20 protein-coding genes are annotated in these 25,394 nt (G+C 74.5%); 7 read left to right on the forward strand and 13 right to left on the reverse strand.

Annotated elements, in window-relative coordinates:
• Positions 1 to 23: 23 nt before the first annotated feature.
• Genes J4709_RS07605 through J4709_RS07630 form a run of 6 tightly spaced genes read right to left on the reverse strand, consistent with a single transcriptional unit; the run spans position 24 to position 8,055 of the window.
• Positions 24 to 1,589, reverse strand: coding sequence for an amidohydrolase (locus J4709_RS07605; RefSeq protein WP_208238443.1), 1,566 nt, complete (start codon positions 1,587 to 1,589; stop codon positions 24 to 26).
• On the reverse strand, positions 1,586 to 2,848 hold the full coding sequence (locus J4709_RS07610; protein WP_208238445.1) for an amidohydrolase: 1,263 nt from the start codon (positions 2,846 to 2,848) through the stop codon (positions 1,586 to 1,588). Before J4709_RS07610 ends, J4709_RS07605 begins: the two co-directional genes overlap by 4 nt.
• Positions 2,845 to 3,654: an ATP-binding cassette domain-containing protein gene (locus J4709_RS07615; protein ID WP_208238447.1), complete on the reverse strand. Its 810-nt coding sequence runs from the start codon at positions 3,652 to 3,654 to the stop codon at positions 2,845 to 2,847. The genes J4709_RS07610 and J4709_RS07615 overlap by 4 nt, the downstream gene beginning before the upstream one ends.
• Positions 3,651 to 5,486 carry a dipeptide/oligopeptide/nickel ABC transporter permease/ATP-binding protein gene (locus J4709_RS07620; RefSeq protein WP_208238449.1) on the reverse strand — a complete coding sequence of 612 codons (1,836 nt, stop codon included), beginning with the start codon at positions 5,484 to 5,486 and terminating at the stop codon, positions 3,651 to 3,653. The genes J4709_RS07615 and J4709_RS07620 overlap by 4 nt, the downstream gene beginning before the upstream one ends.
• On the reverse strand, positions 5,483 to 6,496 hold the full coding sequence (locus J4709_RS07625) for an ABC transporter permease (RefSeq protein ID WP_208238451.1): 1,014 nt from the start codon (positions 6,494 to 6,496) through the stop codon (positions 5,483 to 5,485). The genes J4709_RS07620 and J4709_RS07625 overlap by 4 nt, the downstream gene beginning before the upstream one ends.
• Positions 6,496 to 8,055 carry an ABC transporter substrate-binding protein gene (locus tag J4709_RS07630; RefSeq protein WP_208238453.1) on the reverse strand — a complete coding sequence of 520 codons (1,560 nt, stop codon included), beginning with the start codon at positions 8,053 to 8,055 and terminating at the stop codon, positions 6,496 to 6,498. The genes J4709_RS07625 and J4709_RS07630 overlap by 1 nt, the downstream gene beginning before the upstream one ends.
• Positions 8,056 to 8,181: 126 nt before the next feature.
• Here J4709_RS07630 and J4709_RS07635 point away from each other — a divergent pair, with 126 nt between their 5' ends.
• Positions 8,182 to 9,213, forward strand: coding sequence for an Lrp/AsnC family transcriptional regulator (locus tag J4709_RS07635; RefSeq protein WP_208238455.1), 1,032 nt, complete (start codon positions 8,182 to 8,184; stop codon positions 9,211 to 9,213).
• Positions 9,214 to 9,219: 6 nt separating this feature from the next.
• Here the strand turns inward: J4709_RS07635 and J4709_RS07640 are convergent, their stop codons facing one another.
• Positions 9,220 to 9,972, reverse strand: a complete 753-nt coding sequence (locus tag J4709_RS07640; protein WP_208238458.1) for a hypothetical protein — start codon at positions 9,970 to 9,972, stop codon at positions 9,220 to 9,222.
• Between the two features lie 77 nt (positions 9,973 to 10,049).
• A complete protein-coding gene (locus J4709_RS07645; RefSeq protein WP_173095051.1) occupies positions 10,050 to 10,247 on the reverse strand; it encodes a hypothetical protein in 198 nt (65 codons plus the stop codon).
• A 144-nt stretch (positions 10,248 to 10,391) separates the two neighbouring features.
• On the opposite strand from J4709_RS07645, the gene J4709_RS07650 reads away from it, so the two are divergent.
• Together J4709_RS07650 and J4709_RS07655 are read left to right on the forward strand one after the other, a co-directional pair.
• Complete coding sequence (locus tag J4709_RS07650) at positions 10,392 to 10,760, forward strand: PH domain-containing protein (protein WP_208238465.1); 369 nt, start codon at positions 10,392 to 10,394, stop codon at positions 10,758 to 10,760.
• Between the two features lie 152 nt (positions 10,761 to 10,912).
• Positions 10,913 to 11,704 (forward strand): SAM-dependent methyltransferase, encoded by a 792-nt coding sequence (locus J4709_RS07655; protein WP_208238469.1) that lies wholly within the window; start codon positions 10,913 to 10,915, stop codon positions 11,702 to 11,704.
• A 24-nt stretch (positions 11,705 to 11,728) separates the two neighbouring features.
• Here the strand turns inward: J4709_RS07655 and J4709_RS07660 are convergent, their stop codons facing one another.
• Both J4709_RS07660 and J4709_RS07665 read right to left on the reverse strand, forming a co-directional pair.
• Positions 11,729 to 14,752 carry an AAA family ATPase gene (locus J4709_RS07660; RefSeq protein WP_208238472.1) on the reverse strand — a complete coding sequence of 1,008 codons (3,024 nt, stop codon included), beginning with the start codon at positions 14,750 to 14,752 and terminating at the stop codon, positions 11,729 to 11,731.
• Positions 14,749 to 15,879: an exonuclease SbcCD subunit D gene (locus J4709_RS07665; RefSeq protein WP_208238474.1), complete on the reverse strand. Its 1,131-nt coding sequence runs from the start codon at positions 15,877 to 15,879 to the stop codon at positions 14,749 to 14,751. Before J4709_RS07665 ends, J4709_RS07660 begins: the two co-directional genes overlap by 4 nt.
• A 233-nt stretch (positions 15,880 to 16,112) precedes the next feature.
• Between J4709_RS07665 and J4709_RS07670 the strand changes: the two genes are divergently transcribed.
• From J4709_RS07670 to J4709_RS07685, 4 genes are all read left to right on the forward strand, one after another.
• Positions 16,113 to 17,882, forward strand: a complete 1,770-nt coding sequence (locus J4709_RS07670) for a tetratricopeptide repeat protein (protein ID WP_208238482.1) — start codon at positions 16,113 to 16,115, stop codon at positions 17,880 to 17,882.
• Positions 17,883 to 17,891: 9 nt separating this feature from the next.
• The gene (locus J4709_RS07675) at positions 17,892 to 18,578 is read left to right on the forward strand and encodes a RibD family protein (RefSeq protein WP_208238484.1); all 687 of its coding nucleotides are present in this window, start codon (positions 17,892 to 17,894) and stop codon (positions 18,576 to 18,578) included.
• Positions 18,579 to 18,585: 7 nt separating this feature from the next.
• Positions 18,586 to 19,020 carry a cytidine/deoxycytidylate deaminase family protein gene (locus J4709_RS07680; protein WP_208238549.1) on the forward strand — a complete coding sequence of 145 codons (435 nt, stop codon included), beginning with the start codon at positions 18,586 to 18,588 and terminating at the stop codon, positions 19,018 to 19,020.
• Positions 19,021 to 19,141: 121 nt separating this feature from the next.
• Positions 19,142 to 20,575 (forward strand): aldehyde dehydrogenase, encoded by a 1,434-nt coding sequence (locus tag J4709_RS07685; protein ID WP_208238486.1) that lies wholly within the window; start codon positions 19,142 to 19,144, stop codon positions 20,573 to 20,575.
• Positions 20,576 to 20,650: 75 nt separating this feature from the next.
• On the opposite strand, the gene J4709_RS07690 is transcribed toward J4709_RS07685, so the two are convergent.
• The 3 genes from J4709_RS07690 to J4709_RS07700 form a co-directional block, all read right to left on the reverse strand.
• Positions 20,651 to 21,568, reverse strand: a complete 918-nt coding sequence (locus J4709_RS07690; protein WP_208238488.1) for an AMP-binding protein — start codon at positions 21,566 to 21,568, stop codon at positions 20,651 to 20,653.
• 625 nt (positions 21,569 to 22,193) lie between these two features.
• The gene (locus J4709_RS07695) at positions 22,194 to 23,699 is read right to left on the reverse strand and encodes an AMP-binding protein (RefSeq protein WP_208238490.1); all 1,506 of its coding nucleotides are present in this window, start codon (positions 23,697 to 23,699) and stop codon (positions 22,194 to 22,196) included.
• Between the two features lie 95 nt (positions 23,700 to 23,794).
• Positions 23,795 to 24,025, reverse strand: coding sequence for a response regulator transcription factor (locus J4709_RS07700; RefSeq protein WP_372442043.1), 231 nt, complete (start codon positions 24,023 to 24,025; stop codon positions 23,795 to 23,797).
• Positions 24,026 to 25,394: the final 1,369 nt, after the last annotated feature.

Raw genomic sequence — 25,394 nt, forward strand, 5'->3', positions numbered from 1 at the left:
CGCGCAATCTACTCCGGCCGCCCTCATTCGAGGGGGTCGCCGTGGACCTGGCGACCGGCCAGGAACGTCGCGTCGACCGTCAGGTTCTCGATCTCCTCCGGCGGGATGCGCGTGGGGTCGGCGGAGACCACGGCGATGTCGGCGTACTTGCCGGGCGTTAGCGACCCCGTGACGTCGTCGGCGTGCAGCTGCCAGGCGGCGTCGATCGTCTGGGCCCGCAGGGCCTGCAGCACCCCGATCCGCTCCGCTGTCCCGTACGCGCGGCCCCGCCGGGACGTGCGGGTCGCGGCGACCGCGATGTTGTGCAGCGGGTTCGCCGGGGTGACGGGCGAGTCGTTGTGCAGCGAGACGCGCATCCCGGTGCTCAGGGCGGTGCCGATCGGCGCCCAGCGTCCGGCGACGTCCGGGCCGAACAGCTCGTCCAGCACCTCGCCCCAGTAGTAGATGTGGTCGGGGAAGAGGCTGCACGTGACGCCGAGCGCGTGCGCGCGCCGGAACTGCTCGGGCCGCATCGAGCTGGCGTGCTCGATGCGCAGGCGCCGGTCGTCGCGCCGGCCGCCGAGCATCTCCTCCCAGACGTCGAGGACCTGCTGGACGGCGTCGTCGCCGTTGGCGTGGCAGGCGAGCTGCCAGCCCTCCGCGTAATAGGCCCGCGAAATCTCCAGCAGTTCTTCGTCGCTGTAATTCGGGGCATGACGTTCACCGGTCGACAAGTACGGGAATGACGCGGCGAGATTGCCCGTCCAAGGCGAGCCGTCCGCCCACGTTTTGATGCCGATCTGGCGGATCATGTCGTCGCCCATGCCGGGTGCGGCATCGCTTCGCAGCGCGGACGTTGACACCTCATAGAGGCGGAGCCGTGTGGTAAGCGGGACGTTCTCCAGCAGCGGCCGGGCCTGGGGGTCGAAGGCCATTTCGCTCATCATCGTCACGCCGCGCGCGTTCACCCTCGCGCTCTCCGCCAGGAGGGCCGGCGCTACGTCGGTGACGCCCTCGCTCAGATGCCGCGTGACCATGGAGATCGCGGCGGGCTCGTACGCGGCGCCGGCCAGTTCGCTGGCCGCGTCGCGGCTGAACCGCCCGCCGGGCGGATCCGGTGTGGTCGGGGTCAGTCCGGCCTGGCGCATGGCCACGGAATTGAAGAACACCGCGTGACCGGAATTGTGCATGATGATCAGCGGAGTGGTGGGTGCCAGCTCGTCCAGCCAGGAAAGGGTCGGTTCCGGTAGCCCTTTCTGCAGGAGCGGCTCCCAGCCGTTGCACACCGTCACCGGACGCGTGGCGACGGCTTCCCGGATCGCGGCGAGCACTTCGTCCGCGGTGTCCAGGACGACCGGCCGGATGTCGACCAGCGCGGGGCTCTGCACGGTCGCGTCGCCCAGGAAATGGCCGTGCGCCTCGACGAATCCCGGCAGGACACAGCCGTCCACGTCCACGACGCGGGTACCGGGGCCGCACAGGCCGGCGAGTTCGGCGAGGTCGTCGCCGAGGGCGAGGACGCGGTCGCCGCGCACCGCCAGCGCGCCGGCGGTGGGCCGGGCGTCGTCCATGGTGATGATCCGGCCGCGCAGGACGAGGTCGGCCGTCATGACAGGTACGCCAGCGCCGCGCCGGTGAGCGCCGTCGTGCCCGCCTGCACGGACGCCTCGGCGTCGGGCGCGAACTGCGAGCTGTGGTTGCCCGGGATCGTCGCCAGCTTCTCCTCGGGGCTCTCCCCCGGCGCGTCCGCCCAGGCCTGCGGCGACGTCCCGCCGAAGAACCAGAAGTCGGACGGGACGGCCGTGCCGCCGTTGTGCTCGGCGAAGCCGAAGACGGAGAAGTCCTCGCTGCCCATCAGCGGACCGTGCTCGATCACGGCCTCCGCGCCGAACAGCTCGGCGTGCACGGCGGACACGCGGGCGTCGGCCGCGGCGTCGTTCACGGTCAGCGGGAAGTCGCCGGAGACGGCCAGCTCGGGCGGCCGGGGGCAGCCGGACGCGGCGCACTCGGCCTCGGCGATGCGGCGGATCGCGGCGAGCACCTGGTCGCGGACCCGCGGGGACTGGGTGCGGAAGTTCAGCGCCACGTGCGCCTCGTCCGGGATCACGTTGGCCTTCGTGCCGGCGCGGAGCATCCCGGCGGTGACGACGACGGACTCGCGCGGCGACACCTCCCGCGACACGATCGTCTGCAGCCGGGTGACCAGGTGCGCGGCGGTGACGATCGGGTCGACGCAGGTCTCGGGCGAGGATCCGTGCCCGCCCCGGCCGAAGATCCGCACGTCCACGGTCGTCGCCGCGGACATGATCAGCCCCGGCCGGTGGATGATCGACCCGGCGGGGAACGGGCCGACGTGCTGGCCGAGCACCGCGTCCGGGCGCGGCAGCTCCCGCCACGCCGGGTCCCGCACCATCGCGAGCGCGCCCTCGCCGAGCTCCTCGGCGGGCTGCGCGACGGCCAGCAGCGTCCCCGACCAGAGCGCGGTCCGCCGGGCGAGCGCCTCGGCGGCGGCGATCAGGCAGGTGGTGTGCACGTCGTGCCCGCAGGCGTGCATGACGCCGGGGACGGCGCTGGCGTAGGGCAGGCCGGTCCGCTCGGTGACGGGCAGCGCGTCCATGTCGGCGCGCAGCAGCACGACCGGGCCGTCCCCGTTGCGCAGGACGCCGGCGAGGCCGGTGCCGCCGACGCCCTCGGTGACCTTGAACCCGGCGGCGTGCAGCCGGGCGGCGACGATCCCGGCGGTGCGGTGCTCCTGCCAGGACGGCTCCGGATGGGCGTGCAGGTCGCGGTACAGCTCGCCCAGGCCGGCGGCGTGCTCGCCGTAATCGCTGAGGGTCTCGCGGGTCAGCTCCGCGGCGCGGCCGGTCACCTGGTCTCCTTCGGCGGCAGCGACGGCGCGCTCGCGAGCAGCCGTCGGGTGTAGGGGTGGGCGGGGGCGGCGTAGATGTCGCCGCGCTCGACGATCACGCCGCGGTGCATGACCGCGACGGAGTCGCTGACGTGCCGGACGACGGCGAGGTCGTGCGAGATGAACAGCATCGTGAGGCGCAGCTCGGCGCGCAGCCGGGCGAGCAGGTTCAGCACCTCGGCCTGGACGGAGCAGTCCAGCGCGGAGGTGATCTCGTCGGCGACGATGACCTCGGGGCGGGCGACGAGCGCGCGGGCGATCGCGATCCGCTGCCGCTGCCCGCCGGAGAACTCGTGCGGGTAGCGGCGCGCGGCGTCCGGTTCGAGCGCGACCATCTCCAGCCCGGCGGCGATCTGCTCGGCGTGCGCGCGGGGGTCGGCGCGGCGCGGGTCGATCGCCTCGGCGAGCGCGCGGCCGATCCGCATCCGGGGGTCGAGGGAGGAGTTCGGGTCCTGCGAGACCAGCTGGACGCGGCGGCGGGCGGCGGTGAGCCGGGCGCCGCGCAGGCCCGAGACCTGCGCACCGTCAAGGAGGATGCGGCCCGAGCGGGGGCGGACGAGCCCGACCATGGCCTTGGCGAGCGTCGACTTGCCCGATCCGGACTCGCCGACGAGCCCGACGGTGGTCCCCTCGGGGACGGCGAGGCTCACATCGTCCAGGACGGTGGCGGCGCGGCGCCCGTGCCCGAACACGACGGTGACGTGCTCGGCGGCGAGCTTGCCCGCGGCCGGTTCCGCGGCGGCGGCCTTCTCGGCGGGGAGGGTCATGAGGCGTTCTCCTCCACCTTCTGGTCGAGCGCGTGGCAGGCCGCGCGGTGGTCGGCGCCCAGGGATATCGCGGCGGGCGGTTCCTCGGTGCACTTCGGCATGGCGAGCGCGCAGCGGGACGCGAACGCGCACCCGGCCGCGCGGTCCGCGGGCGCGGGCGGACGGCCGGGGATCGTGGTCAGCTCCCCGTCGCCCTCGGCATCAACGCGCGGCGTAGCGTCGAGCAGCGCCCGGGTGTAGGGGTGGCGGGAGCGTCCGGCGACGAGGTCGCCGACCGGCAACTCCTCGACGATCCGCCCCGCGTACATGACCAGGACCCGGTGGCACAGCGACGCGATGACGCCGATGTCGTGCGAGATGAACAGCATCGCGGTGCCGTCGCGGCGGTTGGCCTCGCGGAGCAGGTCGAGGATCTCGGCCTGCACGGTGACGTCGAGCGCCGTGGTCGGCTCGTCGGCGATCAGCAGCCGCGGCCCGGTGAGCAGCGCCGACGCGATCATCGCGCGCTGGCGCATCCCCCCGGACAGCTCGTGCGGGTGCCGGCGCAGCCGCGCCTCCGGCCGGGTGATCCGGACCGCCGCCAGCGCCTCGGCGGCCTTCGTCCGGGCGGCGCGGCGGTCGAGTCCGCGGTGCCGGCGCAGCACCTCGGTGAGCTGCCCGCCGAGGCGCAGCGCCGGGTTGAACGACGCGGCCGGGTCCTGGTAGACGACGCCGATCTCGGTCGCGAGCCGGTCGGGCGCGGCGCCGGCGAGCAGGTCCAGGTCGTCCAGCCGGAGCGCGCCGGCGTCGGCGGTGACGGTGTCGGGCAGCAGCCGCGCGACGGCCATCGCGGTCAGGCTCTTGCCCGAGCCGGACTCCCCGACGACGCCGACGATCTCGCCGGGCCGGACGGTGAACGACACGCCGTCCACCAGGTCGACGCCCCCGGCGGAGACACGCAGGCCGGCCACCGTGAGCAGCGCCTCGCCGTCGTCCGCGGCCGGCGCGGCGACCGGGACGGGCGCCTTCTTCAGCCGCCCGGAGATCCCGATGCGGTGCGGGTCGGCGCCCGCGGCGAGGCCGTCGCCGACGAAGCTCGCCAGCACGCCGGTCAGCGTGATCGCGACCGCCGGGCCGAGCGCCTCCGCCGGGTTGGTGTAGAGCGCGTCGAGGCCGGTGTTGAGCAGCGCGCCCCAGTCGTAGGACGGCGCCTGCACGCCGAGCCCGATGAACGACAGTCCCGACAGCGCCGTCAGGGTCCCGGCGAACGCGACCGACAGCAGCACCAGCAGCGGCTCGGCGATGTTCGGCAGCAGGTGCCGGACGAGGACCCGGTGCGGCGGGACGCCGAGCAGCCGCGCGGCGGCGACGAAGTCGCGGCCGGCGACGGAGGCGGCGAGGTTGGCGGTGAGCCGCGCGAACGCCGGGCTCCACGCGACGCCGATCGCGACGACGGCCGCGGCGGTCCCCGCGCCGAGGATCGCCGCGACCGCCAGCGCGAGGATGACGGCCGGGTAGGACACCATCACGTCGATGAGCCGCAGCCCCGCCTCCCGCACGCGCGGGCCCGCGACCCACACGGCGGTGCCGAGCAGGATGCCGATCGTCCCGGCGATCGCGGTGGCGGACAGCGTCATGACGAGGGTGAGGCGGGTGGCGACGAGGGTGCGGGCCAGCACGTCGCGGCCGAGCGCGTCGGTGCCGAGCCAGTGCGCGCCGGACGCGCCCTCGCGGGCCGCGCCGGACAGGTGCGCCGCGTCCCCGCCCCAGACCAGCGGGGCGGCGACGGCGAGCACGGCGATCAGGCCGAGCCCGGCGAGCCCGGCGGCCAGGCCCCGGGACGAGCGGATCATGAGGTGCTCCTCGCGGTCAGCGTGCGCGGGTCGAGCAGCCCGAGCAGCACGTCGATGAGCAGGTTGAGCAGGGCGGCGAGGATGCCGAGGACCAGCACGGTGCCCTGGATGACCGGGTAGTCGCGGTTGATGATCGCCTGCACGACGCGGCTGCCGAGGCCGGGCCAGGCGAACACGCTCTCCACGATGATCGTGCCGCCGAGCATCGCGGTGAGCATGAGCCCGCCCATGGTGAGGGTGCTGGTCAGCAGGTTCGGCAGCGCGTGCCGCGCGTACAGGGCGAGCGGCGGGAGGCGGCGGCCCCGCGCGGTGCGCATGTAGTCCTGGTTCAGCACCACCGCGGTCTCCCGCCGGACGATCCGCGCCAGCACGCAGGTCGACGGCAGCGCCACCGCCACCACCGGCAGGACCAGCGCCGAAAGGCTGGACGCGCCGGCGGCGGGCAGCAGCCGCAGCGTGATCGCGAAGACCAGGACGAGCAGCGTCCCGAGCACGTACTCGGGGGTCGCGCCGAGCAGCCCGGTCCCGAAGGTGAACGCCGCGTCCAGCCGGCGCCGCCGCCCGCCGCGCGTCGCGACGGCCACCGCCATCCCGAGCGGTATCGCGAGAGCGAGGACGAGGACGATCGCCAGGAGCGCCAGCTCGGCGGTGAACGGCAGCCGCCCGCCGATCACGTCCGCGACCGGTTCGCGGGTCTGGAACGACGTCCCGAGGTCGCCGTGCAGAAGGCCGGAGACGTACGAGCCGAACTGCGCGGGCAGCGGCCGGTCGAGGCCCAGCTCGTGCCGGAACCGCTCCACCTGCGCGCCGGTCGCGTCCGTCCCGGCCAGCGCGCGCGCCGGATCGCCCGGGATCAGCTGCACCATCAGGAACGTCACGACGACGAGGGCGGCGAGCACGCCGGCGAGCCCGGCCAGGCGGCGCAGCAGGAACCCGATCCACGGGTTCCGGACGCGGCTTCCGGCCTTCACCGGCGGCGGGGCCGGGGCCTCCTGCACGGCGGCCGTCATCAGCCCTTCACCCGGAACGAGGTCGGGTCGACGGCACCGGCGGTGACGACCGCGTCGGCGTTCTTGCCGAGCACGAACGCGACCGGCACGGTCGACAGCGGCACCACGTCGTCCCGCTGCAGCAGGGCCTTCTGCGCCTCGCCCCACGCGGCGCACTTGCCGGCGTCGTCGGTGGTGGACATCGCCTTGGCGAACCCCGCGTCGAACCCGGCGTTGCGGATCCCGCCGAAGTTGCGGCCCTCGGGCGGGTTCGGGCCGGTGAGCAGGATCGCGCCGGCGGTGAGCGTCCCCTGGAAGTTCAGGTGCGCCATCACGGTGACGTCCCAGTCGCCCTTGTTGGCCAGGACGTCGGACGCCCAGGTGGCGTTGTCGACGTTGCGCAGGGCGACCTTGGCGCCGGCGGCGCGCAGGGCCTCCTGCACGTAGGTGTTGCCGGACCCGCCGGCGACCCCGTTCGTCCCGCTGAGCTTGATGGAGGCGCCGTTCAGCGCCTTCTTCGCCGCCGCCTGGTCGGTCTTGGTGACGATGGAGCCGTCGGTGTTCGCGCACTGGCTGGTGCTGTCGCTCCAGCTCTTCATCACCTCGCCCTTGCCGCCGTAGACCTTGTTGAAGGCGGCGGGGTCGAGGGCCTGCGCGACCGCCTTGCGGAACCCCGGATCGGCGCCGGGGTGCCCCTTGCGCTCGTTGAACACGGCGAACATCCGCAGCAGCGGCTGGACGTGGACGTGGTGGCCGCCGCCGGCGAACCGCGCCGCGTCGGGGCCGGTGAACGCCGCGTAGTCCAGCTCGCCGGTGCTGAGCTGGTTGGCCGCGGTGCTCTCGTTCGACACGATCGACAGCCGCACCGTGGACGGGCGCTCACCGGCGGGCGCCTTCGCCTTCCGGTAGGCGGCGAACGCGTTGTAGCCGTCGCGGAGCTCGAAGGTGTACTGCCGGCCGCGCTGCGCGTCCGTCAGCGTGTAAGGGCCGGTGCCCGCGCCCTTGACCGGTCCCTGGCCGAGCGCCTTGGGGTCCTTGAGCCCCGGCGGGCAGACGATGCCCGCGTTGGTCATCGACATGGCGGGCACCAGGTCCGACCACGGCTTCGCCAGCTTGACGGTGACCGTGCGGGCCGCGTCGTCGGACGCCACGGTGACCTTCGCGCCGGGGCCGAACGCCAGCCCCGTCCCGGCGGCGCCGGTCTTCGGGTCGGCCCACCGGCGCAGCGACGCGGCGACATCCGTGGCGCTCAGCGGCTTGCCGTCCGAGCAGGTCAGGCCGTCGCGGAGGGTGAAGGTCGCCGAGTCCGGCTTCGCGGTCCACTTCTCCGCCAGCCCGGGGACGACCGACTGGTCGGCGTCCCGGTAGACGAGGTTGCCGAACTGCATGCGGGCGAAGGAGTAGTCGGTGGCGGCGGTGCCGAGCGCCGGGTCGAAGGTGTTGGCGTCGGAGGTCACCGCGTACCGGAACGGGCCTCCGCCGCCCCCGGACGGGCCCGACGAGGTGGTGCAGCCGGCGGCGAGCAGGGCCGCCGCGGCGGCCAGCGCGGCGGCCGGGACGGCGGAGCGGGAACGGACCATGGACTTCTCCCGGGGGGCGAAGAGGACGATGGGAGCGGTGCAGACCAGGATCGGGTCGGGCGCGAAATATCGAGTAGATTGCACGAATGCCGCGCGAACACCCCCCTGCCTGCACGGAACCGGCAGATGGATGAACTCGACCTCGCGCTGGTCAACGCGCTGCAGCACGACCCGCGCGCGTCCTGGGCGCGGCTCGCCCGCCCGCTCGGCGTCGACGCCGCGACGCTGTCGCGCCGCTGGGCGCGGCTCAGCGCGTCCGGCGAGGCGTGGGTGACCTCCTCGGCGGGCCCGTCGCAGCTGGACTACGGCGCGTTCGCGCTGGTGGAGGTCGGCTGCCTGCCCGGCGCGAACCAGCGCATCGCCGCGGAGATCGCCACCGACCCGTGCGCGGGCAGCGTGGAGCACACCACCGGCAACCGCGACCTGCTGCTGACCGTCAGCGCGATGAGCGTCGCCGCCGTCAGCGAGTACGTCCTGGACCGGCTCGGCGCGATCGACGGCGTCACCTTCACCCGCACCCACCTCAGCCACCGCCTGCACCGCGAGGCGAGCCGGTGGCGGCTGGACTCGCTCAGCCAGGACCAGCGCCGCGACCTGGAGCGCGGCGGCGGATCCGGGTCCGGGAACGAGCCCGGGCCGCTGCGCCCCGACGAGGTGGCGGTGGTGGTCGCGCTCTCCCCCGACGGCCGCCGCCCGCACGCCGCGCTCGCCGCCGAGCTCGGCATGTCGGAGGCGCGGGTGCGGCGGGCGGTGACCGGGATGCTGGCCAGCGGCCGGGCGGTGCTGCGCTGCGAGGCCGCGCACTGGCTCGCCGGATGGCGGGTGACGGGGATGCTGTGGCTGAACGTCCCGCCGCCGCGGCTGCAGGCCGTCGCCGACCGGATCGCGACGATGCGCGAGGCCCGCATGGTCTGCTCGGTCGTCGGCCGCGCCAACCTCATGGTCAACGTCTGGGTGCACGGCATGAACGAGCTCGCGGCGTACCAGGCCCGGCTCGTCTCGCTGTTCCCCGAGATCCAGATCGTCGAGCAGTCGGTGACGCTGAAATGGGTCAAGCGGGTGGGCCGGCTCCTGGACGACCAGGGCCGCAGCATCGGCTGCATCCCGCTGGACCCGAGGAGGACCGCGCCCGCCGTCCTGAACCGGCCGCCCGGCTAGCGGCCCTCACCCCCGGATCGAGGGGCGGCCCGCGATCCAGTCGCCCACGGCGCCCGCGAGCCGCTGCACCGGCCGCCGGTACCGGCGTTCCCGCGCCAGCGCCCGGCGCTCCTTGCGCGAGCCCGGCCGGTAGCGACGCCGCGCCCAGAGCGACCCCGGACGCGCCAGCCGGATCGCGCCGACCAGCGCCACGATCCCGATGAACAGCCCGATCAGCCCCGTCCACATCTTGCCCTTCAGCAGGGCGACCACCGCGAGGCCGAGGTCGATCAGCAGCACGGCCGCCAGGCCCCATCCGCCGCCGGTGTCCTTCTCGCTGACGAACGCGTCCGCGCCCAGCGGGCGCAGCCCGAGCAGCATGAGCCCGCACAGCGCCACCGCCACGAACACGACCTCGACCGACAGCCGCCCCTGCTCGGTCCAGTAGACGTCCTTCAGGTGCAGGACGAGCGCGAACTCGTCCAGGACCAGCGCCATCCCCACCCCGAACAGGGCCGCGGACGCCGCCGCCCACCGGGACGAGCCGTCGGTCACCGCGAGGCCGCCGACCCCGCCGACGCACATGAACACCAGCCCGAACACGACATGGTGGACGTGCCGGCCGCCGGGCGCGACGTTCCCCGGCCACCACCGCACCCCGCGCCGGATCATCCGGACGCTGAACCGGATGAACAGGAACGCGGCGATGAACGCCACGAAGAAGCAGAACAGCCGGAGCCGCCCGGTGCCGGCGATCTCCCGGGAGAACCACTCGCCCATGCCGGTGCACGTTCCCCGTCCCGCGCAAAGGCAGGGCCCGGTCCGGTCAAAACGGGCGGCCGCTCACCCGGCCGCGGTCACTTGCTCGGCTGGGGCGTCTTGCAGTGCACCTTCGGGTTCACGCCGACGTAGTTGAGCGGCCCCGCGAGGATCGTGACCGCGATCGTGCCGACCTTGGCGCAGCTGGCCTTGCGGTCGTCGTAGTAGTGCCGCTGGCCGGCGGCGATGGCGCCGATGACCAGCCAGATGAGGACGATGGCGGTTCCGACGCGCACTGGTACCTCCGGGGGGCCGTGGCGGCTGTGAGCCGCACGCGATCGTAAGGCCCGCGGCGCCGTCCTGTCACGCGCGGGCGGGAACGGACGGGGGCCCCTACTCGTCGAAACGTGTCGGACCACCCACGAGCACGGAGGACGGACATGGGCGACGGCGTCGAGCACGACAGGTCGGGCCAGCTCAAGCAGATCGAGAGCGGGCTGCTGCCCGGCGAGCAGGTCATCGCGGTGTACGACGCGATCGGCACCGGCACCGGGTTCGTCGGGCTCACGAACCGGCGGGTGATCATCCAGGACAAGAGCTTCGCGGGCAAGAAGTACGCGATCACCAGCATCCCCTACTCCAAGATCACCTCGGTCAGCGTGGTCAGCAACAAGTCGTGGGCGGGGCCGTACTTCTCCTCCGGCTCGATCGCGATCAACGTCGGGACGATCTGCTACGAGGTCGAGTTCCGCGGCGCCGACAAGAGCCACCACGTGCACAACGTGATCCTGGACTTCATCGCCCGCTGAGCCGCGGCCGGGTCCCGGCCCCGGGCCTGGACCCGGCCGAGAAACCGGGCATCGATGGTGGCTTTCCGCGATGGAGGACGTGCGCACGGTGATCACGATCCATTAGACTGGAGCCTCCTCGACCCACCCCCGCTCCCAGTCGAGGGGACACCATGACCTACCCCCCGCCCTCCCGCCGCGGCTCCACGGGCGCCGCCCTCAACCGCATCTACGACTACTCGCTCGGCGGCAAGGACAACTACTGCGCCGACCGCGAGATCGCCATCGAGGTGTTCGGCTCGTTCCGGGCCGCCCGCCTGCTCCCCCGCGAGAACCGCAAGTTCCTGCGCCGCGCCGTCCGCCACATGCTGGACGCGGGCGTCCGGCAGTTCCTCGACGTCGGCTGCGGCCTGCCCGGCAAGGGCAACGTGCACGAGGTCGTGCACGCCCGCGACCCCGACGGCCGGGTCGTGTACGTCGACATCGACCGCGTCGCCGTCGTCCACTACCAGGCGCTGCTGCACGCGGTGCCGAACGCCGCGGCCGTGCACGGCGACGCCCGCAAACCGCACGCGGTCCTCGCCGACCCCGAGGTCACCGCGCTCATCGACCTGCGCCGCCCGATCGGCGTGCTGATGACCGCGACGCTCGACGCGATCCTCGACGAGGAGGACCCGGACGGCGTCGTCCGCGCGTTCACCGAGGCGATGGCGCCGGGCTCCCACCTGGCGATCTGCGACTTCACCGGCGACGCGATGACCCCGCAGGAGCGCGCCCTGCAGGACCGGATCGTCGCCGAGAACGGCCTGGTGTTCACCGCCCGGCCCCGGTCCCGGATCACCGCCTTCTTCGACGGCCTGGAGCTGGTCGAGCCCGGCCTCGTCCCGGCGCCCGAATGGCGCCCCGACCGCCCGCACGAGCCCGCGACGGGCTGGCTGGTGGCGGGGGTCGGCCGCAAACCCTGACCGGCGCGCCGCGGAACCGCCCGCTCAGACCACGATGCGGGCGGTGGAGCCGGTGCGCTCCTTGGTGACGCGGAGCTGCGCCGGGATCCGGGCGCGCAGCTCCGCGACGTGGCTGACGATGCCGACCGCGCGGCCGCCGTCGCGCAGTCCGTCCAGCACGTCCATCACCTCGTCGAGGGTGTCCTCGTCGAGGGTGCCGAAGCCCTCGTCGACGAACAGCGTGCCGATCTCCGCGCCGCCCGCCTCCGCGGTGACGACGTCGGCGAGGCCGAGCGCCAGCGACAGCGAGCTGATGAACGACTCGCCGCCCGACAGCGTCACCGGGTCGCGCTCCAGGCCCGTCCACGCGTCGGCGACGCGCAGCCCGAGCCCGCCCGCGCCGTGGCTGCGGTCGCCCGCCGCCTTGTCGGTGGTGTGCACGAGCGCGTACCGGCCGCCCGACATCCGGCCGAGCCGCTCGTTCGTGGCGGCCACGACCTGCTCGAGCCGCGCGGCCAGCACGTACGCCGACAGCGACATCGAGCGCCGGTTCGCGGCGTGCTTGCCGGACGCCAGCCCGGCGAGCCGCTCGGCGACCCGGTACCGCTCCGCGGCCGGATGCCAGGCGCCGACGGCGGCGGCGAGGTCCGCGCGCAGCCGCGCGAGGCGTTCGCAGCGGTGCCGGGCCCGGTCGGCGGCGGACGCGGCGCCGGCGCGGGCGTCCTCGGCGAGCGCCAGCGCCGACTCCAGCGCGTCCAGGCCGGGGGCGGGCCCGGCGGCGGCCTCGGCCAGTGCCCGGTCGGCGAGCAGGTCGCGGACGAGGGCCTCCTCGTCGTCGAACCGGCGGAGCCTGTCGCGCAGGCCGGCCTGGTCCTCGTCCGGCATCGCGGCGGCGAGCACCTCGTCCGGCGTGCGGAAGCCCTCCTCCTCGGCGGTGGCCTTGGCGCGCGCGCGGGCGGCGGCGAGTTCGTCGGCGGCGCGGTCGGCCTCGCGGAGCGCGTCCATCGCCTCGGCGAGCGCGCCGGCCTCGCGGCCGAGCCGGTCGATGCGCGCCTCCAGGGTCGGGTCGGTGCCGCGCGCCTCGTCCAGCGCAGCGCGCAGCCGCTTCTCCTCGGCGTCGAGCTCCGCGCGCCGGGTGCGGTTCGCGGTGAGCGCCCGGACGTTGCCGTCGCGCGCGTCGCGGACCCGTTCGAGCTCCTGCTCGTCGCGGTGCAGGGCGCTCTCCAGCCGGTCGGCCTCCGCTGCGCGCGCCGTCGCCGCGGCGAGCAGTGCCTCCGCCTCGTCCAGCTCGCCGGCGAGGGCCTCGGCGGCCGCCTCGCCGACGGTCTCCAGCAGCCCGTCGCGCTCGGTGCGCAGCGCCTCGACCTGGCGCGCCGCGTCCTCCCGGCTCTCCTGGACGCGGTCGGCGGCGGCCTGCGCCTCGTCGACCTGCTCCTCCGTCGGGATCAGCGCGAGCGAGGTGACCGGGGCGGGGTGCTCGGTGGACCCGCAGACCCGGCAGGGCTCGCCGTCCTTCAGCTCCTCGGCGAGGACGGCCGCCATCCCGTCGAGCCGCGCCTGCCGCAGGTCGAGGACGTGCTGCCGGGCGTCCTGCGCGGCGTCGACCGCGTCGCGGTGGGCGGCCTCCGCCTCGTCGAGCAGGTGCCCGACCTGGTCGCGGCGGTGCGCCGCGTCGAGCCGCCGCCGCGCGTCGGCCACCGCGGCCTCGGCGCCCGGACGTCCGGCCGCGGCGATGTTGGCCTCGTCCAGCTCGGCACGGCGCCGCGCCACGATGCCGGGCAGGTCGGCGAGGGCCGCGGCGATCCGCGCCTCCTCCGGCTCAAGGCGCTCCAGTTCGCGGGCCAGCTCCGCCCGCTCGGCCTCCAGTTCGCCGAGGCGCGCCGCCTCCTGCCGGCGGTCCGCCAGCTTCGCCATCTCGTCGCGGCGCGCGCGCTCTGCCTTCGCCAGCACGTCCTCCGACGCGTTGGGCGGGAGCAGCGCCGCGACCCGGGAACGGGTCTCCTCGGCCCAGCGGCGCGTCTGCCCCGCGCGCGCGTGCCTGTCCTGCACGGCGCGTACCAGCGGGACGACGCGGTCGGCGCGTGCGGCGGCGTCGAGCGCGGACGCCAGCCGCGACCGCTCCTCCGCGCGCGCGGCCAGCGCGTCACGGCGTGCCAGGGCGTCGGCGTGCCGCCTGCGCCGTTCCGCCACCTCCCGGCCGGCCTCCAGCGCATCCCGCGCCGCCTGCACCGCCGCGTCCGCCTCGGCACGCAGCTCCTCGGCGGCGGCGCGGACGTCGGCGTGCCCGCCCGCCAGCTCGGCCGCCCACGCGGGCAGCACCTCCACGTCCGCGGCCGGCTCCGGCACCTGCTCGCCGCGGCGCGGCGCCGGCACCGCCGCCCGCTCGCCGCGCGGCGGTGCGGCGCCCGTCGCCTCCGCGACCCGGTCCGCGATCGAGGTCGCGGCGGCGGCCAGCTCGGCGGCGTCCCGGCCCGCCGCGGCGCGCCGGTCGGCGAGCCACTTCTCCACCTGGGTGAACACCTCGGTCGCGAACAGCCGCTCCAGCACCTTGCGGCGCTCGTCCGCGCCCGCGCGCAGGAAGCCCGCGAACTCGCCCTGCGGCAGCAGCGCGACCTGGCAGAACTGCGCGGCGCTCATCCCGAGCAGCCGCGAGATCAGGTCGCCCGCCTCGTCCAGCCGGGTGGTGAGACCCGTCCAGCCGCCGCGCTCGAACTCCTCCAGGATCACCTTGGCGTGCTCGGTCGTCGTGCCGGACCCGCGCAGCTTCGGCCGCTCCCACGCCGGCGACCGCGTGACCCGCAGCCGACGGCCCCGGATCGTCGTCTCCAGCACCACGCGCGGGCCCGTGCCGGGCGCCGCATGGTCGCTGCGCAGGCCCTTCACCGCGTTCCGCACGCCCGGGACCTGCCCGTACAGCGCGAAGCACACCGCGTCCAGGATGCTCGTCTTGCCGGCGCCCGTCCGGCCCTGGATGAGGAACAGCCCGGCGTCCGACAGCGCGTCGAAGTCGATCTCCTCCGTCCCGGAGAACGGGCCGAACGCGGCGACCTCCAGCCTGTGGAGCCTCACGCGAGCGCCTCCTTCCGGCGGCAGTGCTCGAACGCCTCGTGCAGCAGCGCGCGCTCCTCACCGGTCGCGGGGCCGTCGGTCACCTCCGCGACGAAATCGCCGGCGATGTCGAGTTCCGACCGCTCGCGGACTCGCTCGGTCCACGTCCGCGCATTGTCGGTGCCGCCGCCCTCCGGGTCGTAGCCGAGGACGAGCGCATGCGGGAACCGGCGGCGCAGCCGTTCCATCGCCGACGACGGGCGGCGCGGATCGGTCAGCGTGACCTGCAGCCAGCGGTCCTCGTACTTCTCGAACTCCGCGCCGCTGAGCAGGTCGTCGATGCGGCCCCGGACGCGCGCGATACGCCGCGGGACGGGCGCCTCCACGAACTCCGCCTCGACGCCGTCCTCGCGCAGGTCGATGAGCCACGAACCCTTGACGTGGTGCTCCTCGGAGAACGAGTACGCCAGCGGCGACCCCGAATAGCGCACGCGGTCGGTGATGGCCCAGCGGCCGTGCAGATGCCCGAGCGCCGCGTAGTCGACGCCGTCGAACACCGATGCCGACACCTGCGCCGAACCGCCGACCGAGATGTCGCGCTCGCTCTCGCTGCTCTCCCCGCCGGTCACGAAGGCGTGCGCGAGCACGACCGAGCGCAGGCCCGGACGCTCCGCCGCGTCCGCGCGGACCCGCCGCATCGCCTCGGTGAGCGCGGCGGCGTGGCTGCGCTCGTCCAGCTCCCAGGGATGCCGGACGAGCTCGGGCTCCAGGTACGGGATGCCGTAGATCGCGGCGTCGCCGACGACGACGGGATCGCCGACCCGCGCGAAGTCGGTGCGGACGTGCACGCCCGCCCCGTCCATCAGCGCCGAGCCGAAGCCGAGCCGGCGCGCCGAGTCGTGGTTGCCGGCGATGAGCACGACCCGCGTCAGCTCGGCGAGCCGGGCGAGCGCCTCGTCGCACAGCCGCACCGCGTCGACCGCGGGCAGCGCCCGGTCGTACACGTCGCCGGAGACGAGCACACAGTCGACCCGCTGCTCTCGCACGGTCGCGACGAGGTCGTCGACGAACGCCGCCTGCGCGGCCAGCAGGTCCTCGCGGTGGAAAGATCTGCCGAGATGCCAGTCGGAGGTGTGCAGGATTCGCATGTCGCAGCAACCATAGGCACCACCTCCGACACATCCGGCACAGAAACGCCGTGTTAGCTGCAATCCCGGTCCAAAGACCTCGCCTGGCGGCTCGGCCCTTGACCGGTCTTGGGCGAGCGCGACCTCGCTTCGCGAGCTTCCCGGTGGGGCTTTGCCTTCGGCCTCGCCCCACCGGTCAGATAGCGCGCTCGCGTGCTGGTTCAGCAGGGCCGGGACCGCTCTACGCTGGGCCGGTGAGTGATCATTCTTCGCCGCGGCCGGGCCGTGCGGTGCCGGCCGACGGGTACCTCGACGACGCGGCGGTGGCGCTGCTGGAGGCGGACGCGCGGGGCGGGGACGCGGTCGCGGCGCGGACGCTCGGCATCGCGATGCGCGACCGCGGCCTCTACGAGGACGCCGAGCGCTGGTACCGGACCGCCGCGCGGACCGACGGCGGATGCGCGTTCGGGCTGGCGACGCTGCTGGAGAAGTCCGGTGACCTGGACGGCGCCGAGCAGTGGTACGCGGCGGGCGCGGCGCTGGGCAGCCTGGAGTGCAAGACCAACGGGGCGATGCTGACGGCGCGGCGCGGCCGTCCGCAGGACGCGCTTCCCGTGCTGCGCGAGGCGGCGGACGAAGGCGACGACGTGGCCGCCGACGCGCTGGAGGAGCACGAAGACATCACCGCTCTTCTGCAAGGCGTCGCGGAGGGCATCGCGGCGGCGGAGCAGGACGAAGACCCGAAAGCGGCCCTCGACACCGTCGAGTCCCTGACGGAGTGCACCGGCTCGTTCGGGAGGTTCCCCGACCTGCTGGACGAGGCGCTGGCCCTTTTCGACCGCGCGGCCGGCGCCGGGGCGTCCAGTGCGCTCATCGCCGAGGCGTTCCTGCTGGACGACCTCGGCCGGTGGGACGAGGCGCGCCGCGTCCTGGACGAGGGCACGCGGCGGTTCCCCGGCGAGAGCCGCCTGCTCTACGTCCTCGGGCTGATGCTGCGCGAGCACGCCGACTTCACCGGCGCCGAAGCGCGGTTGCGCGAGGCGGCGGACGCGGGCGACGCGGAGGCGCAGTGGAGCCTGGCGGTCCTGATGCTGAAGCGGCGGCGGCTGGACGAGGCCGAACGCCGGTACCGCGCGTACGGCGAGCAGGCCGGCGGCCTCGTCGAGCCGAAGGACTTCGAGGACGGGCTGCGGCTCGTCGAGAAGTACCGGGACGAGGACCCCGTGCCTGACCGGTCGGACGAGGCGATCGCCGCGCTCCGGGCCGCCGCCGACGCCGGGGACTCCGCTGCGGCGGCGACGCTGGGCGACGTGCTCGCCGACTGCGGTGCGGTGAATTCCGTGGTCCTGGCCGCGTTGCTCCCCGCGGCCGGACACGCTCACACGAAACCGGAACCGGACAACTCCGACGTCGCCCTGATCGAGCGCGTCGGGAGCCTGTGCCTGCGCACCGACGACGAGTTCGGCGCCGGGAAGTGGCTGCGCCGCGCCGCGCGCCTCGGCCACGGCAAGGCCGCCTGGTGGGCGGGCTCCGAATCCGACGAGTACGGCGACCCGTACGAGGCCGAGCGCATGTGGGCGGTCGCGGCCGGAAACGGCCATCCGTTCTGCGGCTGGCTCGCGGGACGCGCGATGGTCCGGCGCGGCGCGCACGGGCAGGCCGAACCGCTCCTGCGGATCGCCTTCGAGGCGCGGGAACGGGAGCCGGCCCTCAACGAGGCGGCCTACTGGCTGGGCCGGTCGATGCTCGGCCAGGGCAGGACGGACGAAGCCGCGCAATGGCTGCGCACCGCGGTGAGCGTGCACGGGACCGTCCGGCTCGGCTACACGGGGCTCAGGCTGGCGTCGCTGTTCGACCCGCGCGTCGACCTCGCCGAAGCGCTGCTCGAACTGGGGCTGGACGGCGAGGCCGGGACGCTGGTCGAGGCCGTCCTCGGCGATGCGCCCGGGCGTCGCACCGCGCTCGTCCTCGCCGAGCGCCTCGCCGCCCGGCGCGCGGACGGAGAGCCCGCGGGCACGCCCTAGTCTGGGCGGGTGAGTGATCGTCCTTACGTGCTGCTGAGCTGCGCGATGTCGGTGGACGGGTACATCGACGACGCGGCGCCGGAGCGGCTGCGGCTGTCCAGCGCCGCGGACTTCGACCGGGTCGACGCGGTGCGCGCGACCTGCGACGCGATCCTCGTCGGCGCCGGGACCGTCCGGGCCGACGACCCGAAGCTGCTGATCCGCTCGCAGGCGCGGCGGGAGCGGCGCGCCGAGCGCGGGCTGCCGCCCGACCTCACCAAGGTGACGCTGACCTGGAGCGGCGACCTGGATCCCGGGGCGCGGTTCTTCACCACGGGCGAGTCGCCGAAGCTCGTGTACGCGCCGTCGGGCATGGCCGCGGAGCTGGCGGCGCGGCTGGACGGGGCGGGCGAGGTGGTCGACGCGGGCGAGCCGCCGGAGCTCGCGGCGGTGCTGGCCGACCTGGCGGCGCGCGGCGTGCGGCGGCTGATGGTGGAGGGCGGCGGCGCGGTCCACACCCTGTTCCTGACGTCGGGGCTGGTCGACGAGCTGCAGCTGGTCGTGGCGCCGTTCTTCATCGGCGACCCGTCGGCGCCGCGGTTCGTCCGGTCGGGGGTGTTCCCGCAGTCGCCGGAGCGCCCGATGCGGCTGGAGGAGATCACCCGGATCGGCGACCTGGCGCTGCTGCGGTACCTGGCGGGAGGCGAGCGTGGCTGACGCGATCATGGACGACGCCGGGTGGCTGGCGCTGGCCTGCGACCTGGCGACGCTGTGCCCGCCGTCGAAGACGGCGTTCTCGGTGGGCGCGGTGATCGTCGGCGCGGACGGCCGGGAGATCGCGCGCGGGCACTCGCGGGAGGGCGACCCGCACGACCACGCGGAGGAGGCGGCGATCGCCAAGTCCGGCGGGGTGCTGCGCGGCGCGACCGTCTACAGCTCGCTGGAGCCGTGCGGGAACCGCGCGTCGCGGCCGCGCCCGTGCGCGGAGCTGATCGTCGCGGCGGGCGCGCGGCGGGTGGTGTTCGCGTGGCGGGAGCCGTCGCTGTTCGTCGAGGGCACGGGCGCGGAGATCCTGGCGGCGGCGGGCGTGGAGCTGGTCGAACTGCCGGAGCTGGCCGGTGCGGCGCGCGAGCCCAACGCCCATCTGCTCGCCGGATGAGACTCTAGTCTCATTTCTCTTGCCAACCCCCCTCGACCGCGTGCAATGCTGAGCCAAGCAAGCATTCGGTCACCGGATGCGCTCCGACTCTCCGCGGACCCCCGGCAGGAGGCACTTCAGCATGCGCGAGCACGATCGGCTGTTCATCGGCGGCGAGTGGACGGCACCGGCCGGCACCGGCACCATCGAGGTCATCTCCCCGCACACCGAGGAGGTCATCGGGCGCGTGCCCGACGGCACCGAGGCCGACATGGACGCCGCGGTCGCCGCCGCCCGGCGCGCCTTCGACCAGGGCCCCTGGCCGCGGATGACCCCCGCCGAGCGCGCCGAGAAGGTCGGCAGGCTGTCGGCGATCTACGCCGAGCGGCAGCAGCAGATGGCCGACCTCGTCACCGCCGAGATGGGCTCGCCGATCCTGTTCTCGGTGTTCGGGCAGGCCGCGATCCCGCAGATGGTGCTGCAGTACTACGTCGACCTCGCCGGCACCTACGCCTGGGAGGAGGAGCGGCCCGGCATGCTCGGGCCCGTCACCGTCACCCGCGAGCCGGTCGGCGTCGTCGCCGCGATCGTCCCGTGGAACGTGCCCCAGTTCACGCTGATGCTCAAGCTCGCGCCCGCGCTGATCGCCGGCTGCACCGTCGTCGCCAAGCCGTCCCCCGAGACCCCGCTCGACAGCTACCTGCTGGCCGAGTGGATCAAGGAGGCGGGCATCCCGGACGGCGTCGTCAACATCGTCCCGGCGGGCCGCGAGGTCGGCGCCTACCTGGTCGCGCACCCCGGCGTCGACAAGGTGTCCTTCACCGGCTCCACCGCCGCCGGACGCCGGATCGGCGCGGTCTGCGGCGAGCAGCTCAAGCGCGTCACCCTCGAACTCGGCGGCAAGTCCGCCGCGATCGTGCTGGACGACGCCGACCTCGCGTCCACCGTCGAGGGCTTCAAGATGGCCTCGCTGATGAACAACGGCGAGGCGTGCGCCGCGCAGACCCGCATCCTCGCGTCCCGCCGCCGCTACGACGAGGTCGCCGACGCCCTGGCGGCCATGGTCGGCGGCCTCACCGTCGGCGACCCGTCCGACTACTCCAGCGAGATCGGCCCGCTCGTCGCCAAGCGGCAGCAGGAGCGCGTCGAGAACTACATCCGGATCGGCCAGGACGAGGGCGCCAAGGTCATCACCGGCGGGCTGGACCGGCCGCACGACCGCGGCTGGTACGTCGCGCCGACCGTGTTCGGCGGCGTCCGCAACGACATGCGGATCGCCCGCGAGGAGATCTTCGGCCCGGTGCTCGTCCTGATCCCCTACGAGGACGAGGAGGACGCGATCCGGATCGCCAACGACAGCGACTACGGCCTCGGCGGCTCGGTCTGGACCGGCGACGTCGACCACGGCGTCGAGGTCGCCCGCCGCATCCGCACCGGCAGCTGCGGCGTGAACCTCTACAGCCTCGACCCCAACACCCCGTTCGGCGGCTTCAAGAACAGCGGGCTCGGCCGCGAGCTCGGCCCCGAGGGCCTGAACGCCTACCTGGAGCACAAGTCCATCCCCCGGCCCGCCTGACCATTCCCGCGGACCTGCGTGCCGCCTTCCCGTGAGCGCCTGCACGGGAAGGCGGCACGCTGCATTCCGGGGCCCTCAGCAGAGCGGCGACACCGTCCAGCCGTGCCTGCTCCGGCAGGCGTGCGCGGCCTCCGGGGACGGCTCTCCCGCCACCAGAACCTGGACGCCCGGCATCGACACCGCGCCGTGGTCGAAGGCCAGCGCCCGCAGCTTCGCGGGACCGACGACCACGGCGGTCGCCTCATACCGGAGAAGCGCTTCCAGCAGGTCCCGGGCGCCCGGCTCCGGCACCCCGGCGAACGCCGCCCCCTGGACGAGGCACAGGTCGATGAGCCCGACCCACGTCCGCACCGGCACGTCCGCACCGCAGCAGACGAGGACGTCGTCCTCCCCCAGCGCGACGGCGCCGCCCAGCCGGTAGAGGTCCGCGAGCCGGTCGGCGTGGGTGACGTCCTCGCGCGGGCCGGTGAGCCGCAGGGCCGCGTCGCGCAGCGGATCCGGGGACGGCGCCTCACCTTGACCGGCGCCCGTCTCCAGCAGACGATCGAACGGGGTGGTGCCCGGAACATCCCCGAACGCGAAGACCTGCCGCACGTACGAGTCGTCCGCCGCGGCCATCGACCTCGCGGCGGTCTCCTCCCCCGTCAGCAGGAACCGCGCGCCCGCCTCGTTCATCATCACGGCAAGCTCCGCCGCCGACGCGCCCGGCGGCAGCGGCGCGGGCACGGCACCGGCCGCGCCGACCGCGTGCACGGCGAGCGCGAGGTCGCAGGGGTCCGCCAGATGGATCGCGCCGACATCGCCGCCGCGCACCCCGTGCCACCGCAGTCCCCGCGCCGCGGCCGGGACCGCCTCGGCGAACCGCGCGCGGCCGAGCTCCCGCCCCCGCGCGGCGACCGCCGTCCGGTCGCCGCCGCCGTCCATCGCCGCCAGCACGGTCCGCGTCACCGTCGCATCGGCGACTCCGACCGCACCGGTCTCTCCCTGCAGCATGCCGGAACCGTACGCTCCGCCCTCCCCCGCCACATCCGAAGAACTATGTAGAGCCATATGTAGCCACCCGAGCCAGGCAGGACGCCCCCTCACAAACGAGCGCCTCCACACCGCCCCACCAAAAAGCCCCACCGTCCCGCACCTCCCGGAACACACAAATCACTACAAACACCACCACCAAAGCCCCCCAGAAGCGATGCCCGAGCCGCCGCCTGCCAAAGAGCCCGCCCGAGACAGCCGGACAGCCGCAGGGACGTGGCCGAAACCGCAGGGGCCGACGCCAGCGCCCGTCGAGAACAAGCAGGGCCAGCACGCAACCGAGAAGGACTCCAAGACCACCTCTCATCACAGGAGCAACCGCCAACCAGCCACGAGAACGCACCCCAAACGGACACCGCACCGACACCGGGGTGCGACCGAGACCAGCGCCAGCACGGCGTGTAGCCACGGCCAGCGCCAACACCCCGAGGCGGCCGAAGCCAGCGCCGGCACGTCGGCATCGGGACACGGCCGGAGCCGGCGCCAGCAGGAGGGCCACGGCCGGCGCTGGCACGCGTTGCGGCCGAAGCCGGCGGCGGCGCGGGACGCGGCTGGAGTTGGCGTCGGATGCAGTCATGGTCGGGGGTCATGGGAAGCGGTCTAGGCCGGCGCGGGCGAGGAGGGTGCGGCGGCGGACGCGTCCGGCGGGGTCGCGGGGGATCTCGTCGACGAGGTGCACGGCGACGATCCCGCGGCGTCCGGCGGCGTGGGTGTCGAGGTAGGCGAGCAGGTCGGCCGCGGAGGTCTCGTCGGTGACGACGGCGAACGCGTGCGGCACCAGTCCCAGGTCGTCGTCGGGGACGGGCGCGACGGCCGCGTCGGACACGGCGGGATGCGCGGCGAGCACGGCCTGGGGGTCGGCGGGCGGCTCGGGCCGGCCGCGGCCCACTCGGCCGAGCACGAACACGCGGCCGTGGTCGTCGGCGAACGCGGAGTCGCCGGTCGGCAGCCAGCGCACGGGAACGGCCGCGGTCCGCGCCACCGGCAGCCGCACGCACAGCTCTCCGGGCTGGTAGGACGGCTGGCGGGCACCGGTCCGCGGGTGGACGACGCACCACATCACGCCGGGCAGGCCGCGTCCGACGGAGTCCAGCGTGCCCTCCTCGGCGGCACGCAGGTTGAGATGCGTGATGCCGGCGGCCTCGGCGAGCCCGTACGCCTGCCGGACCGGGCACCCCAGCCGGGCCGCGGCGGCGCGCGCGTCCTCCGCGGCGAGGGGCCCGCCGGCGGTGACGACCGCGCGCAGCGACCGCAGGTCGTAGCGGCCGACGGCGCGATCGTGGGCGAGCGCCTCCACGAGCGCGGGCGGCAGCACCGCCACGGTCGCGCGCCACCGCTGCAGGGCGCGCAGCAGGTCATGGCGGCCTCCGCCGGTGAAGGCGACGACCGTGGCGCCGAGCCGCAGGCCCGGGTTGAGGACACCGTTCAGACCGAGGACGCCGGTGAGCGGCAGCGCGGTCAGCACCGTGTCGGCGGCGCCGATCATGCCGGCCTCGGCGACCCGGACCAGGCCGGCGACCACCTCCGCGTGGGTGAGGCGGACCGTCCGGACCGGTCCGGGCGGGTCGCCGGTGTTGGCGACGAGCGCGAGGTCGCGGGCGGCGTCCACCGGAACCGCCGGCGCCGGGACCTCGCCGAGCAGCGCCGAGAACGGCTCGGTGCCCGGCTCCTCGCCGAAGCAGAACAGCCGTCGGCCCGGCGCGCGGACGTCGCCGGCGAGCCCCGGCCAAGTGATCACCGTCGAGACCCCGGCGGACTCCAGCTGCCGCACGGAGTCGGCGGGCGTCCCGCCCACGAGGAAGGGGACGGCACCGGCGGCGGTGACCGCGTGCAGCGCGAGGGCGAATTCGGGACCGCCCGGCAGGTGCAGCCCGACCACGTCCCCCGGCCGGACACCTTCCCGCACGAGCCCGGCCGCGGCGGCCCGCATCCGCACGGCCAGTTCCCCGTACGACAGCGACCGGCCGGACGCCGCGTCCGCCACGGCTGAACGGGCCGCCCTGGCGGGGTCGGAGCCGGCGCCGCCGAACACGGCACGTGTCACGGTCGCACCCGGGTACGCGGCGGCCGCGTCCACACCGTTGGAGATCATGCACCGACGCTATGTTGGACGACGCGTCCAGCACATGCACCGGACTACGCAGGCACGGTCGTATTCAGCGCCTCCTCAGGGATGTGTACACACCCCTAATCCTCAGCGGAAAGCGTGTCGACGACCCATGCGGCGATCTGCGCACGCGACGAGTACCCCAGCTTCGTGAGGATGTTCGTCACGTGCCGCGCGACGGTCGCGGGACTGATCACCAGCTCGTCCGCGATCCCGCGATTGGTCAAGCCCCGCGCCACCAGCCGCGCGATCTCCCGCTCCCGTCCCGTCAAGGTGCTCGGCGGCGTGCTCGGCCGAGCACGCCCACCCACCCCTGAACCTTCCCTCACCGAGTACGGCCGGTCCCCCGCCGCGTGCTCGACCCCAGCCCCCCGCAAACCTTCCAGCGCCGATGTCCACTGATCCCCGCCCGCCTCACCAGTAGGAGCCCCCACTTGGGAAGTCGCCCCAGTCGACCCCTGCTCCGGCACCTGCCCACGGTCGCCTACCGCACCGCCCGACCAATGCGCCTCTCCCGAACGCGCCGCCCCCCACCGCTCGCCGTCCGGCATCTGCCGACCGCCCTGCCGCTCCCAGAACGAACCCACGCCCGCTCCGTCCGCGGCACTCATCGCGTCCGCCGGACCTTGTTCCTGGCCCCCTCCATCCGACAGTCGCCAGCCGCCCCCCTGCTCCACACCCGCACCTACCTGACGGCCGCCTTCCGGAGGCGTCAGCTCAACTGATTCCGATGCCGAGCCCATCCGCTGCTCGCCTGACACCTGCCGATCAACGTCCTGCGGCCACCCGGCACCCACTTCACGTCCACTCCCGGCCCCCAGCGCCGCTTCCGAGTCCTCCGCCGCACTCACCCGCTCGTCATCTGACGCCGCACCTTCCAACTCACCCGCCCGCTCATCACCTGCCGCCAGCCCGCCAGCCTCGTCCTCCCTGACAAGCCGGACCTCCCACCCGCCGCCAGCACGCGCCGCCCCCGACGGTTCACCGCCCGCCGCCCATTGCCCAACCACTGACGAGGGGCCCGCGCCTATCTCACGTCCGCTCCCAGGACGCAGCGCCTTCGCCGGATCCTGCCCGGCACCCGACGACGCGCCCTCCGACACCCGCTGCCCGGCCTCCTGCGCCCCAGGGGCGCCCTCCTCACGTGCACCGCCAGAAGGCGTCTCCTCCGCCGATCCAGGTGTCGGGCCCCACGGCTCGCCGCCCAGGGTCTTCTGCTCAGACGCCGCCGGACGGCCCGCGTGTCCACCTCCAGGACTCAGCGCCTTCGCCGGATCCTGCGCGGCACCCGGCCACGCGCCCTCCGACACCCGCTGCCCTGCCTCCTGCGCCCCACCGGCGCCCACCTCACGTGCATCGCCAGAAGGCGTCTCCCCCGCCGACCCTGGTGGCGCGCCCCATCGCTCGCCGCCCGAGAGTTGCTGGTCAGACGCCGTTGGACGGCTCGTATGTCCGCCCCCAGGGGTCAGGGACCTCGCTGGGTCCTGTGCTGCGCTTGGCTGCTTGTCCTGTCGCGTCTGGGGGGCGGGGTGGGGCGGGCTCGGTTCTTGCCGGTTGCCTGGACGCGTCCTCTCGGGGGGTGGGCTGGGTTCTTGCTTCTGGGCTGGGGGGTGGTGGGCTCGTGCCGTTGAGTTCGGATCAGCGTCGGGGTGGGGTAGAGGTGTTAAGATAGTGGTGACT

The sequence above is a fragment of the Actinomadura violacea genome (assembly GCF_017573465.1).
GTDB lineage: Bacteria > Actinomycetota > Actinomycetes > Streptosporangiales > Streptosporangiaceae > Spirillospora > Spirillospora violacea.